The following is a 13156-nucleotide window of genomic DNA, read 5'->3' as shown; positions in this document are numbered from 1 at the left end:
GAAGAACTGGAATTAAAAACCTCGAAAGGAAGTACCATGCGTCACCGTCACGGCCTCCGTAAGCTGAACCGTACCTCGTCCCACCGTCTCGCCATGCTGCGCAACATGACCGTCTCGCTGCTGCGTCATGAAGCCATCAAGACCACCGTGCCAAAAGCCAAGGAACTGCGTCGCGTCATCGAACCGATCCTGACCCTGGGCAAGACCGACACGCTGGCCAACAAGCGCCTGGCATTCGCCCGCCTGCGCGACCGCGAAATGGTGCAGAAGCTGTTCGCTGAACTCGGCCCACGTTACGCCAACCGTAACGGCGGCTACCTGCGCATCCTGAAAATGGGTTTCCGCGTAGGCGACAACGCGCCAATGGCGTATGTCGAACTGCTCGATCGTCCGGAAGTCACCTCGGCCGACGACGCTCCGACCGCTGAGTAATCGCTTCGTGCGAAGGAAAAAACCAGGCCTTGTGCCTGGTTTTTTTTCGCCCATACCCGCCCGATGCAGAGCCGGTGTACCATTCCGCTGCGCCGTCGTTCATCAAAGGAAGTCATGTTCATCGCCCGTTTTCGTGAAGCCCCTGCGCGCCTGCTGGCCGCGCTGACGCTGCTGTTCGTCGCAACCATGCTGCTGGCCGCGCCAGGGCGCGCACAGGACTTCCTCGACCCCGCCGTCGCCTTCAAATTCTCGGCGCGCATGGACGGCGAGCGTACCGCCGTCGTCACCTACGACATCGCGCCCGGCTACTACATGTACCGCGAGCGCTTCAAATTCACGGCGACCGGCGCAACGCTGGGCGAGCCGCAGATCCCGCCCGGTAAAGTGAAGTACGACCAGACCTTCGAGAAGGATGTCGAGACTTATCACGGCGCGGTGACGATCCGTATCCCGGTCGACAGCGGCACTGCATTCACCTTGAACGCGACCAGCCAGGGCTGCGCCGACGCCGGCCTGTGCTACCCGCCGCAGGAACACAGCGCGCGCCTGACGGCCGCTGGCGGCAGTGCCGCACAGGCGAGCATCCCGTTCGGTGCCGGCGTTGAACAGTCGTCCTCGATCGCACTATCCTCGACACCCGTCAGCGAAGGACCGGCCAGCAAGCCGGCCGCGCCGCTGTCGTCCGCAGCGCCTGCAGCCGCGGCACCCGAGCCCGCCGCAGCACCCGCCGAGCCGCAGGTAGCATCTGCCGAATCCACCGCCGCACCCGCCACCGCCAGCGCCCCGTCCGACATGGCCAGCATCGACGCCATCCTGCAAGGCGGCCGCCTGCTCGCCATCGTGCCTGCTTTCGCCTTGCTCGGTCTGGGGCTGGCGTTCACGCCTTGCGTGCTGCCGATGGTGCCGATCCTGTCGTCGATCATCGTCGGCGAGGGCGGCAAGACCAGGCGCGCGCGCGGCCTGCTGCTGTCGGTCACGTACTCGCTCGGGATGGCGATCGTGTACACGGCGCTCGGCGTGGCCGCCGGCCTGATCGGAGAAGGGCTGGCCGCCGCCTTGCAGAACCCGTGGGTACTGGGCGCGTTCGCCTTGTTGATCGTGGCGATGGCGCTGTCGATGTTCGGCTTTTACGAGCTGCAGGTACCGGCCGCGCTGCAAAGCAGGCTGGCCGGTGCATCGAACCGCCAGGCCTCGGGCAAGCTGGCGGGCGTGTTCGCCATGGGCGCGATTTCCGCCCTGATCGTCGGCCCCTGCGTGGCGGCGCCCCTGGCCGGGGCCCTGGTCTACATCAGCCAGACGCGCGACGTGCTCGTCGGCGGCGCCGCGCTGTTTTCGATGGCTGTCGGGATGAGCATCCCGCTGCTGCTGGTGGGCGTCTCGGCCGGTTCGCTGCTGCCGCGCGCCGGCGCCTGGATGGAAGGCGTCAAGCGCTTCTTCGGCGTGCTGATGCTGGGCATGGCCTTGTGGCTGGTGGCGCCGGTGCTGCCGGCGCTCGTGCAAATGGTCCTGTGGGCGGCCCTGCTGCTCGGCTACGGCGCCTGGCTGCTGACCCGCAAGGGCCATTGGTCGCGCTACGCCTTCGGGGCCGCCTTCGCCATCCTGGGCGGCATGCAGCTGGTCGGCGTCGCCAGCGGTGGCCGCGATCCGTTGGCGCCGCTGGCGCACCTGACGGGCAACGCGCAGCATGGGCTGACGTTCAAGCGCGTGAAAACCGTAGCCGACCTCGACGCGGCGCTGGCGGAATTGGCAACAAGCGGCGGCAAGACCGCCATGCTCGATTTTTATGCCGACTGGTGCGTCTCGTGCAAGGAGATGGAAAAGTTCACCTTCGTCGACCCGGCGGTGCAGGCCAAGTTGGCCAATACCGTGCTGCTGCAGGTCGACGTGACCGCCAACGATGCGGATGACAAGGCGATGCTGAAACGCTTTGGTTTGTTCGGTCCGCCGGGGATCATTTTCTTCGATCGTACTGGCAGGGAGATCGCCGATAGCCGTGTGATCGGTTACCAGAACGCCGGCAAATTCCTGAACTCGCTACAAAAGGTCGAATAATGTAGGGTGGGCTCTTGAGCCCACGCGGTACGGCGTTCGCGATCGAGAGGGAATTTACAACGCTGTGGCAGGCATTTCATATATCCGGATTTGACGCTATCGAAGCTCACCCGCCGTACCGCGTGGACTCGAGAGTCCACCCTACGGATTGCTATCCTCACGCTTCAACACCGGGTTCAGCCGTCAAAAAAAAGGATGCCGAAGCATCCTTTTTTAATAACTAAATGGTTTAGCTCTGCAGCGCGGCGCCACGCTCGCCGTGGTGGCCGCGATGGCCGCCGTGACCGCGGTGCTTGCCGCCGAAGCGCATTGCTTTGCTGTCGAGCACCTGCTTCTGTTCCGGCGTCAGCACGGCGTACAGGTTGTTCAGGGCGGCCAGGCGCGCTTCCATGCGTGCGGTACGCTGCTTCTGGCGCGCGACTTGCTGCTCCAGGCGCTGTGGCGCGGGCAGGGCGGCCAATCTGGTGCGCTCGCCGCCGCGTGCATCCGGGCGCTGTGCCGGCTTGCCGGCGGCCAGGTAAGCGGCGAAGGCCGGCTCCTGCTGCGCCGTGATCTTCAGCTCGGCGCGCAGCTTGGCGGCGTGCTGCGCCTGGCGTTCGGCGCGCTTGGCCTGGCGCTCGGCTTTGATGGCGGCGCGCTGTTCGACGCTGACGGCGTGCCCGTGGCGGCCCTCGGCAGGCTGCACCGCGGCGGTCTGGGCGACGGCGGCGCCGGCGATGCCGAGGGCGCTCAGGGCGATCACAAGGTTTTTGCGAAAGGTGTTCATTTCAGGATCCTTTTGTAGGTGTCAAAGTCAGTCGGTGTGTGCATCCACTTGTCTCTGCACGGGATCCATCATCGCCAGAAAATGTAAGCGCAGCGTGTCCCCTGCCACGATCTTTGTATCAGTTTGTTTCCTTCGATATTTCATATACATACAGATACAAATGCGCTGTTCATGCCCCGTGTAAGTAGGGATAATTGCGGCCATGGACAATCCATCTACCATCCTCATCGTCGACGACGACCGCGACATCCGCCAGTTGCTGGCCGATTACCTCGAGTCGAACGGCTACCGCGCGCTGGCCGCCGGCGACGGCGTCGCCATGTGGAAGATCCTCGACGAGTCGCGTCCCGACCTGATCGTGCTCGACCTGAATCTGCCGGGCGACGACGGCCTGACGCTGTGCCGCAAGCTGCGCGCCACCTCCAGCCTGCCGGTGATCATGCTCACGGCCCGCAACGAGCCGCTCGACCGCATCCTCGGCCTGGAGATGGGCGCCGACGACTATTTACCGAAACCGTTCGAGCCACGCGAACTGCTGGCGCGCATCCGCAGCGTGCTGCGCCGCTCGCATGCGATGCCGTCGAATGCGCCGGCCGAGAACGTGCAGCAGATGCGCTTTTCCGGCTGGACGCTGGACCTCACCGCGCGCCACCTGCTCAATCCCGACGGCATGGTGATCATGCTCTCCGGCGCCGAATTCCGCCTGCTGCGCGTGTTCCTGGAACACCCGAACCGCGTGCTCAACCGCGACCAGCTGCTCAACCTCACGCAAGGGCGCGACGCCGATCCGTTCGACCGCTCGATCGACATCCAGATCAGCCGCCTGCGCCAGAAGTTGGGCGAAGATGCGCGCATGCCGCAAATCATCAAGACCGTGCGCAATGGCGGCTACGTGCTGGCCGGCCAGGTCACGGTGGAGCCGACCACGTGAAAGCCTTCCTCGGCTCGATGACGGGCCGTGTCTTTGCGACTTTGCTCCTCGGTATTTTGATGTCGGCGGCGCTGACCCAGTGGCTGGCCGACGTCGAACGCCAGCGTGTGCTCGAGCGCCAGCGCGACCAGACCCTGATGGAGCGCGCCGAGCAACTCATCATGGCAACCGAGATCGTGCCGGCCCCGGCGCGGCGCGCCTACCTGGCCGTGGCCAACCGGCCCGGCCTGCAGCTCGAAGCGGGGCCACGCCATCCGCTGGCGCCGCTGTCGACCAATTTCGCCAAGACCTTGTCCGAACGCCTCGGCGAGCAATACGCGATCTCCTCGGCGGCCGACGCGCCGCCGGCCTGCGCCCACCGGCCGCGCGTGCCGCTGCTGTATGGCCTGCTCAGCACGGAATGGCGCGGCGCCTGCGAAAATTTGAATGTGCGCCTGCGCGACGGCGCGCAGCTGCACCTGTCGGTACTGCCGCCGCGCACGCTGTACGCGGTCGAGACCGACTACCGCGCCGTCATCGCCCTGTTTTTCCTGAGTATCGCCATCCTCGCCTACCTGGTCGCGCGCATGACCACGCGTCCCCTGAAACAGCTGGCGCAGGCGGCGCAAGACCTCGGCCACGACATCAACCGCGCGCCGCTCGAACTTACCGGCGCCAGCGAAATCCGCCAGGCCAGCGCCGCCTTCAACGCCATGCAGGCACGCATCCGCCAGTACATCTTCCAGCGCACGCAGATGCTGGCCGCCATCACCCACGACTTGCAGACCCCGCTCACGCGCATGCGCCTGCGCCTGGAAAAGGTGGCGGACAACGAGCTGCAGGAACGCCTGATCGGCGACCTGTCGGCGATGCAGGCGATGGTGCGCGAAGGGCTCGACCTGGCGCGCAGCATGGACACCACCGAGAGCATGCAATGCCTCGACCTCGATTCGCTGCTCGATTCCGTGTGCGACGACGCCGCCGACGCCAGCCAGGCGGTCACGCTGGCCGGGCGCTCGGGCATGGCGCTGCTGGGCCGTCCGCTCGACCTGCGCCGCTGCCTGGGCAACCTGATCGACAACGCCGTGAAATACGGCCAGCAGGCGCAGGTGGCGGTCGACCGCGTGAACGGCGCCGCGCGCATCCGCGTGCGCGACGCCGGCCCCGGCATTCCGGCGGCCGAGCAGATCCGGGTGTTCGATCCGTTTTATCGCGTCGAAACCTCGCGCTCGCGCGAATCCGGTGGCACCGGCCTCGGCCTGACGATTGCCCGCAACATCGCCGAGCAGCACGGCGGCAGCATCACGCTGGCGAACCACCCCGACGGCGGCCTCGAGGTCACCTTGATGCTGCCCGAATACTATCCTGGTAAATGACACTGTCACATGCGGCTGTCATACTGATTGTCTTACTCGAATATTGACTGATAAAGCCGCCGATACGCGCGGCAAGGGACTTGAATGAAAAAGAATACGCTCGTAGTGACCGCCATTGTCGTGGCCCTCGGCGCCGGCGGCGCCTGGTACATGAACCGCGGCGCCGAAGCCCAGACCGACAAGGGCCCGGGCGGCCCGGGCGGCGCCCAGCCGCCAACCACCGTCAACGTGGTCGCGCCGACGCGCCAGGACGTCGGCGTCGACGTCGCCGCCAACGGCACCGTCACGCCGCAGCGCACCGTCGACCTGCGTCCGCAGACGACCAGCACGATCCGCCAGGTGCACATCAAGGAAGGCCAGTTCGTCAAGGCAGGCCAGCTGATGTTCTCGCTGGACGACCGCAGCGACCGCGCCAGCGTGGCGCAGGCCGAAGCGGAAGTGGCGCGCGGCCGCGCGAGCCTGGCCGACCTCGAGCGTCAATACAAACGCAGCCAGGATCTGGTGGCGCAGAAATTCCTGGCGCAAAGCGCGGTGGACACCTTGCGCAGCCAGGTCGAAGGCGCGCGCGCCGCCCTGGCCGCCAGCAGCGCCGCCGTGCGCGCCAGCCAGGTCAATGCCAGCTACACCACCATCCGCGCACCGATGGCGGGCCGCGTCGGCGCCATCAACGTCTATCCGGGCAGCCTGGTGCAACCGAGCACCTCGCTTACCACCGTCACCCAGCTCGACCCGATCGACGTCGCGTTCACGCTGCCGGAATCGAGCCTGGGCGCGCTGCTGGCCGCCCAGCGCCAGGGCAAGGTCGCGGTGGAAGCGACCACCGGCGGCGACGCGAAACCGGTCACCGGTGAATTGTCGTTCGTCGACAACACGGTGGACGCGACCAGCGGCACCATCCGCGTCAAAGCGCAATTTGGCAACGGCGACGGCTTGCTGTGGCCAGGCCAGTACGTGAACACGCGCGTGACCGTGCGCACGATTCCGAATGCCGTGGTGATTCCGCAAAACGCGATTATCATCAACGCCCAGGGCACCTTCGTTTATGTGATGGAAAAGGACGGCACCGCTCGCCTGGTGCCGATTGCACGCCAGCATGCGTTCGGCCTGAACGCCGCCGTGACCGGTCTGGCCGGCACCGAGCAGGTGATTACCGAGGGCAAGCAGAACCTGCGTCCGGGCGGCAAGGTGCGCATCGCCGGCGCCAAGCCACAAGCCGGGCAGGGCGCGCAGGGTGCCACGCAGGGCGCCACCGCGGGAAAGGATAAAGCGGCATGAATTTGTCCGAACTGTGTATCCGCCGCCCGGTGATGGTGGTGCTGCTGTCGATCAGCCTGGTGCTGGTCGGCATCCTCGCCTACATGCACATCCCGGTCGCAGCGCTCCCCAGCTATAACACCCCGGTCATCAACGTCAACGCCAACCTGCCGGGCGCCAGCCCGGAGACGATGGCGTCGTCGGTGGCGCTGCCGCTCGAGAAGCAGTTCTCGACCATCGCCGGCATCAAGCTCATCACTTCCACCAGCACCCAGGGCAACACCTCGCTGACGCTGGAATTCGCCACCGAGATCGACGTCGACAAGGCGGCCGTGGACGTCCAGGCGGCGCTGCTGGCCGCGCAGCGCCAGTTGCCGCTGGAAATGACCGACTTGCCGTCCTACCGCAAGATCAATCCGGCCGACGCCCCGGTCCTGTTCATGCACATGACCTCGCCGTCGATGAACTTGTCGGAGCTGAACGATTACGCCGAGAACATGGTTTCGCCGGCCATCTCGACCCTGCCGGGCATCGCCCAGGTGACGGTGAATGGCGGCAAGCGCTTCGCCGTGCGCGTGCGCGCCCGTTCCGACCTGATGAACGCGCGCAATATTTCGATGGATGAGCTGGCAACCGCCCTGCGCGCGGCCAACTCGAACGCGCCGCTGGGCGTGCTCGACGGCCCGGCCCAGACGTTGACCATCCAGGGCGGCGCCCAGCTGATGCGCGCGGCCGATTTCGCCAAGCTGATCGTCGCCACCCGCGACGGCTTGCCGGTGCGCCTGCAGGACGTGGCGAATGTCGAAGACAGCTACCAGTCGGTGAAAGCCGCGGGCAGCCTGAATGGCGAGCGCTCGATCGTGCTGATGGTGCAGCGCCAGCCGAACGCGAACACCGTGCAGGTGGTCGACTCGGTGCGCGCGCTGTTGCCGAAATTCGAATCCCAGCTGCCGGGCTCGATCAAGATTCACCTGGTCAACGACCGCTCGATCTCGATCCGCGAAGCGATCCACGACGTGAATCTGACCCTGGCCGGCACCGTCGTGCTGGTCATCCTGGTGATCTTCCTGTTCCTGCACCGCCTCACCGCCACCCTGATCCCGGCCGTCACCGTGCCGATTTCGCTGCTGGGCGCGCTGTCGCTGCTGTACGCCTTCGGCTATAGCCTGGACAATATTTCGCTGCTCGGCATTACGCTGGCGGTCGGCCTGGTGGTCGACGATGCCATCGTGGTGCTGGAAAATATCGTCCGGCACATGGAGCTGGGTAAAAAACCTTTCCATGCGGCGCTGGTCGGTTCGCGCGAGATGGGTTTTACCATTATTTCGATCTCGATTTCGCTGGTGGCCGTGTTCATTCCGATCTTCTTCATGCCGGGCGTGATCGGCTTGCTGTTCCGCGAATTCGCGGTGGTGGTCGGCCTGGCGGTGCTGGTATCGGCGGCGGTGTCGCTGACCCTGGTGCCGATGCTGTGCTCGCGCCTGATCAAGGGCGGTGGGCACGTCGAGCCACACGAAATGTCGTGGATCGGCCGCCGCTTCGAAGCGATGTTCACCAGCGTGCGCAACGGCTACGCGCGCAGTCTGGACCGCGCGCTGCGCCACCGCTTCCTGGTGCTGATGATGGCCTTCGGCACCCTGGTGTTGACGGCCGTGCTGTATTCGACCATGCCGAAGGGCTTCTTCCCCGAGGAAGACCTAGGCCAGTTGCGCGTCACGGTAGAGGCGGCCGAGGACACCTCGTCGGCCAAGCTGATGGAATTGCAGGGCAAGGTGGTCGACATCATGAGCGCCAACAAGCACGTGCAGGACGTGACCTCGTTCACCGGCGGCGGCAATACCGGGCGCATGTTCCTGGTGCTGGTGCCGCGCTCGGAGCGTCCGGCGATGCCGATGGTGCTCGACGAACTGCGCAAGGCCACGCGCAACATCGCCGGCGTGCAGGTCTACATGGCGCCGGTGCAGAACCTGCAGCTGGGCGGGCGTCCGAGCAAGAGCCGCTACCAGTATTCGCTGCAGAGCGTCTCCGGCGGAGAGATCGGCGGCTGGGCCGACCAGTTCCTCGAGCGCATGCGCGCCAACCCGATCTTCCGCGACGTCACCAGCGACTCGCAGAACCGTGGCCTGCAGGCCACGCTCGACATCGACCGCGACAAGGCGGCGCTGCTGGGCGTCGACATGGCCAGCGTACGCACCGTGCTGTACGCCACCTTCGGCGAGCGCCAGGTCTCGACCATCTATTCGAGCGCGGCCAGCTATTACGTGATCCTGGAAGCGGCCGAGGCCGACCGCTATTACGACGATGCGCTGTCGAAAGTGTCGGTGCGCGCGAAATCGGGCGAACTGGTGAAATTGTCGAGTTTCGCGAACGTGCGCCGCACCGTCGGTCCGATCGCCATCAACCACCAGGGGCAATTGCAGGCGATCACGCTGGCATTCAACCTGGCGCCGAACGTGCCGCTGGGCGACGCCACCACCGCGATCGAACAGATGGGCCGCGACATGAAGCTGCCGGCCTCGGTCATCACGCAGTATGGCGGCGACGCCGCGGTGTTCCAGGACACCCAGTCGAGCCAGCTGATCCTGATCATCACCGCGATCGGCGTCATCTATGTGCTGCTCGGCGTGCTGTACGAGAGCTATATCCACCCGTTGACAATTCTCGCCGGCCTGCCGTCGGCGGCGGTGGGAGCGCTGCTGACGTTGTGGATCTTCGACATGGACCTGACCCTGATCGCGATGATCGGTATCCTGATGCTGATCGGTATCGTGAAAAAGAACGCCATCATGATGATCGACTTCGCGCTCGACGCCCAGAGGAATGCCGGCATGAAGCCGGAGGAAGCGATCCGCGAAGCCTGTATCCTGCGCTTCCGTCCGATCCTGATGACGACGCTGGCGGCGATGATGGGCGCGCTGCCGATCGCGCTTGGCATCGGCGCCGGCGCCGAACTGCGCCAGCCGCTGGGCCTGGCCGTGGTGGGCGGCCTGATCTTCTCGCAGGTGATCACGCTCTACATCACCCCGGTCATCTACCTGTACCTCGACAAGTACAGCGGCACCGGCCCGATGACGGACGACGACGTGGCCGCGGCGGAAGCCGGTCACGCGGCGCCCGAATCACAGCCAACTTCGCACCACGCGCCGCAGGCGGCAGTGAAACATCCATCGCGCGCCGCCTGAAACAAGTTGTAACATCCATCAGGATGGCAAGCCTGTAAGCTCGGTGAAACGCAGCCGTGCGAGGACTATCTAAACCGGGTAGACTTCCGCACTGGCAGCCTTTCGCCGACCTTGAACCAGGAAGTGCTATTGAACTTGCGTGACGATCCCCATACCTGCACGAACACCAGCGATGTCTGCGCACATTGCGGGCAACCCCTGCCTGATCGTGTCGTGCCCTATTATGGCGATCGGCGTACCAACCGCACCGGCCTGGCCGTCACGGTGCTGCTGCACCTGCTGCTGGTCGCGCTGTATTTCTATCAGCCGGAACGGCCCGAAAAAAAGGCGCGCCCGCCCGATGGCGGCGAAGTCGTCTACGTAGCGCCGCTGGCGAAACCGGCACAGCCGCCGCCGCAAAAGTCGGCAACACGCACCCCGACCAAACCGAACACGCCGCGCACGGCGCCGGCGCGTCCGCGCGTCGAGCGCTTGCCCGACACCATTACCATCCCCGACGAGAAGCCGGTCGAGGTCGCCAAAGAGGAACCGAAGCCGGAAACCAAGCGCGAGGAAATCCCGCCCGAGATGGACATGGCGGAATACATCGCCAAGCGCCGCGCGGCCCGTGGCGCCACCGACCCCAGCACGTCCACCGAGGAAAGCGAATCGGCACGCGGCACCCGCAATGCGCTGGCGAACATCGCCGCGATCAACAAACGCGGCCAGGACGATGCCAACGAAAGCGGCGGCGTGTTCTCGATCTCGAACAAGACCTTCCACAGCATGGACCTGAAATTCCGCGGCTGGAATCCGAATTTCAAGCGCCGCTGGCTGACCTCGGTCACGGTGGAGCAGGGCAACGAACCGGACGTCGAGACCGCCGTGGTCAAGAAGATGATCGAGCTGATCCGCCGCGAAAAGACCGGCGACTTCGAATGGGATTCGCACCGCCTGGGCAAGGTCATCACGATGAGCGCGCGGCCGCGCGACACGGCGGAGTTGCAAGCCTTCTTGATGAAGGAAATGTTCCCGGAGTACAGGCCGCCGGCACGTTGAACATTCTTCACCGCATCGCCAACGGCCGCCATCGCGGCCGTTTTCTTTTCTGCTGAAAACATCCGGGCATCCGCTGCGCGGCTGAAGCGTGCACCTTTGCGGTGCGCCCATGGATGTCATGTAAGGACGAGCTAGGCTTGGGACATATGCCAGCCGCATCGTGCCTACTTCGGGCACAGGCAGGCAATCATTGGAGTCTTCCATGATAAAAAATCCTTTTCCTGCCTTTAATCCTTCACGCCGCACCACCTTGAAACTCACCGGCGCCGCGCTCGCCGCGGGCGCGGTGTCGCTTGGCTTGGCGGCAGCGCCAGCGCTCCCGCTCGGCCCGCCCGGGCGCACCTATCGCCGGCCGAATGCATCGGGCCCCGCAGGCAAGCAAATGCTCAAGTTCTACGCCAAGGCGGTGCGCGCGATGCTGGCGCTGCCGCCGGAAGATCCGCGCAACTGGTACCGGCATGCCATCATCCACACGCTCGACTGCCCGCACGGCAACTGGTGGTTCCTGCCCTGGCACCGCGGCTACCTCGGCTGGTTCGAGCAGATATGCCGCGAGCTGAGCGGCTTCCCGCAGTTTGCGCTGCCGTACTGGGACTGGACCGCCGAGCAGAAGGTGCCGGACGGCATGTTCGACGACGTGCTCAACCCGAATCACAGCGCCTACATCGCCACCGCCGGCGACTTCGACAACCGCCTGCGCGCGGCCGTCGCGAATGCCGGTTACTGGACCTCGCCGAACGGCGTCTTCAGCCGCAATTCGCAATTCGGCCAGTTGCTCGGGCGCGGCGTGCGCTTTGAACAGGACCTGATGTTCGACATTCTCACCGACCCGTCCGGCCGCCTGTTCTACGAGCAGCCCGGCGCGCGCGGAATCCGGCGCGAGCGGCCCGAGTTCAACGCCGCCACGGTCGAATCGGTCTCGTCCGCCACCATTCGCGCGGCGCTGGCCGCGCCAGATTATCCGACCTTCGCCAGCCCGAAGAGTTCGAACCACGCCACCTCGGCCGGCTTCGGCATCCTGGAAGCGAAGCCGCACAATTCGGTGCACCGCTGCGTCGGCTCGCGCGACTGCAATTTCGTCGAGGCGCAGGGCTTCATGACCGACATGCTGTCGCCGGTCGACCCGATCTTTTTCCTGCACCACGCCAACATGGACCGCCTGTGGGACGTGTGGGAACGCAAGCAAAAGCGCCTCGGGCTGCCGACCTTGCCGGCCGGCGTCGAACTGCGCACGGACTTGCCGGACGACCAGAAATCGGCGCAAGAGAAAGCCACCGATTACTACCGCTGGGCGCGCGAACCGCTGCTGTTCTTCGTCGACCGCCAGGGCGCGCCGGTGAAGGCGACCACGGCCGGCGCGTACGCGTCGATGGCGGCCTTCCGCTACGACTACGAGCCCGGTTCCGGCGAAGAGGTGGTGCCGCGCACCGACACACGGCCGCGCGCACGGCCGGCCGGACCGCGCGTGTTCACGGGGCGTGTGCTAGAGCGCGAGACGGGCGGCGGCAAGGTGGCCAGCGCCGCGGTGCCGGTGCCCGCGGCGACGATCGAGGCGGCGGTGTCCTCGGGAGTGACGCTGGTCGCCAACATCACCCTCAATTTTACGGACATGGCGCACGACCCCTTCGTGGTGGTGCTGAACGGCCCCGACGACCTGTCCACGGTCGATGCGAAAAGTCCGTTCTACCTCGGCACCATCGTCATGTTCGGCCACCACCGCCACGGCGGCGCGCTGACCTTTGCCCTGCCGCTGGGCGAAAAACTGGGCGCATCCGGCGCCAGCGGGCGCAGCGACGCCGACGGCAGCATACGGGTACGCGTGGTGCCGATGCATACGGCGATGGGGCATCACGGGATGGGGGAGGGCGGCGCGGTCGAGCTGGTGGCCGTAAACATCGAGGTGTATTGAGGGGTGCAACTTCGTTCACGCGGCAGTGGCGCACCGTAGGGTGGGCACTCGTGCCCACGCGGTCGTGCGCCTGCACACCCCAACGCATGCGAACGACATCGTGCGCAGATGTTGCGGCCAGCGCGAGACGTTTCGACATGCAAGCGTGGTACCGCGTGGGCACAAGTGCCAGTCCTTTAAAGGTGCGCTTCCTTAGTGCAACTGCAATAGCGTGGCACTATTATCTGTAGATCGCGT

10 protein-coding genes are annotated in these 13156 nt (G+C 65.6%); 8 read left to right on the top strand and 2 right to left on the bottom strand.

Features of this window, described 5'->3' with window-relative positions:
- Positions 1 to 36 precede the first annotated feature (36 nt).
- Together rplQ and IFT60_RS24990 are read left to right on the top strand one after the other, a co-directional pair.
- Positions 37 to 432, top strand: a complete 396-nt coding sequence (rplQ, locus tag IFT60_RS24995; RefSeq protein WP_192056821.1) for a 50S ribosomal protein L17 — start codon at positions 37 to 39, stop codon at positions 430 to 432.
- A 114-nt stretch (positions 433 to 546) separates the two neighbouring features.
- Positions 547 to 2484 (top strand): protein-disulfide reductase DsbD, encoded by a 1938-nt coding sequence (locus tag IFT60_RS24990; protein ID WP_192056820.1) that lies wholly within the window; start codon positions 547 to 549, stop codon positions 2482 to 2484.
- Positions 2485 to 2713: 229 nt separating this feature from the next.
- Here the strand turns inward: IFT60_RS24990 and IFT60_RS24985 are convergent, their stop codons facing one another.
- Both IFT60_RS24985 and IFT60_RS26375 read right to left on the bottom strand, forming a co-directional pair.
- Positions 2714 to 3250: a Spy/CpxP family protein refolding chaperone gene (locus tag IFT60_RS24985; RefSeq protein ID WP_192056819.1), complete on the bottom strand. Its 537-nt coding sequence runs from the start codon at positions 3248 to 3250 to the stop codon at positions 2714 to 2716.
- A 27-nt stretch (positions 3251 to 3277) separates the two neighbouring features.
- Positions 3278 to 3454, bottom strand: a complete 177-nt coding sequence (locus tag IFT60_RS26375; RefSeq protein WP_192088073.1) for a hypothetical protein — start codon at positions 3452 to 3454, stop codon at positions 3278 to 3280.
- Here IFT60_RS26375 and IFT60_RS24980 point away from each other — a divergent pair.
- The 6 genes from IFT60_RS24980 (at position 3453) to IFT60_RS24955 (ending at position 12919) form a co-directional block, all read left to right on the top strand.
- Positions 3453 to 4181: a response regulator gene (locus IFT60_RS24980; protein ID WP_192056818.1), complete on the top strand. Its 729-nt coding sequence runs from the start codon at positions 3453 to 3455 to the stop codon at positions 4179 to 4181. The two genes, IFT60_RS26375 and IFT60_RS24980, sit on opposite strands and share 2 nt — an antisense overlap.
- Positions 4178 to 5536: an ATP-binding protein gene (locus IFT60_RS24975; RefSeq protein ID WP_192056817.1), complete on the top strand. Its 1359-nt coding sequence runs from the start codon at positions 4178 to 4180 to the stop codon at positions 5534 to 5536. The genes IFT60_RS24980 and IFT60_RS24975 overlap by 4 nt, the downstream gene beginning before the upstream one ends.
- A gap of 84 nt (positions 5537 to 5620) precedes the next feature.
- On the top strand, positions 5621 to 6811 hold the full coding sequence (locus IFT60_RS24970; RefSeq protein ID WP_192056816.1) for an efflux RND transporter periplasmic adaptor subunit: 1191 nt from the start codon (positions 5621 to 5623) through the stop codon (positions 6809 to 6811).
- Complete coding sequence (locus IFT60_RS24965) at positions 6808 to 9972, top strand: efflux RND transporter permease subunit (RefSeq protein WP_192056815.1); 3165 nt, start codon at positions 6808 to 6810, stop codon at positions 9970 to 9972. Before IFT60_RS24970 ends, IFT60_RS24965 begins: the two co-directional genes overlap by 4 nt.
- 213 nt (positions 9973 to 10185) lie before the next feature.
- Positions 10186 to 11010 carry a hypothetical protein gene (locus IFT60_RS24960; RefSeq protein WP_374001281.1) on the top strand — a complete coding sequence of 275 codons (825 nt, stop codon included), beginning with the start codon at positions 10186 to 10188 and terminating at the stop codon, positions 11008 to 11010.
- A 202-nt stretch (positions 11011 to 11212) separates the two neighbouring features.
- On the top strand, positions 11213 to 12919 hold the full coding sequence (locus IFT60_RS24955) for a tyrosinase family protein (RefSeq protein WP_192056814.1): 1707 nt from the start codon (positions 11213 to 11215) through the stop codon (positions 12917 to 12919).
- The last annotated feature ends 237 nt before the right edge of the window (positions 12920 to 13156 follow it).

This window comes from Massilia sp. CFBP 13721 (genome assembly GCF_014842025.1).
Lineage (GTDB): Bacteria > Pseudomonadota > Gammaproteobacteria > Burkholderiales > Burkholderiaceae_D > Telluria.
This window is presented reverse-complemented; position numbering and strand designations above follow the sequence as displayed.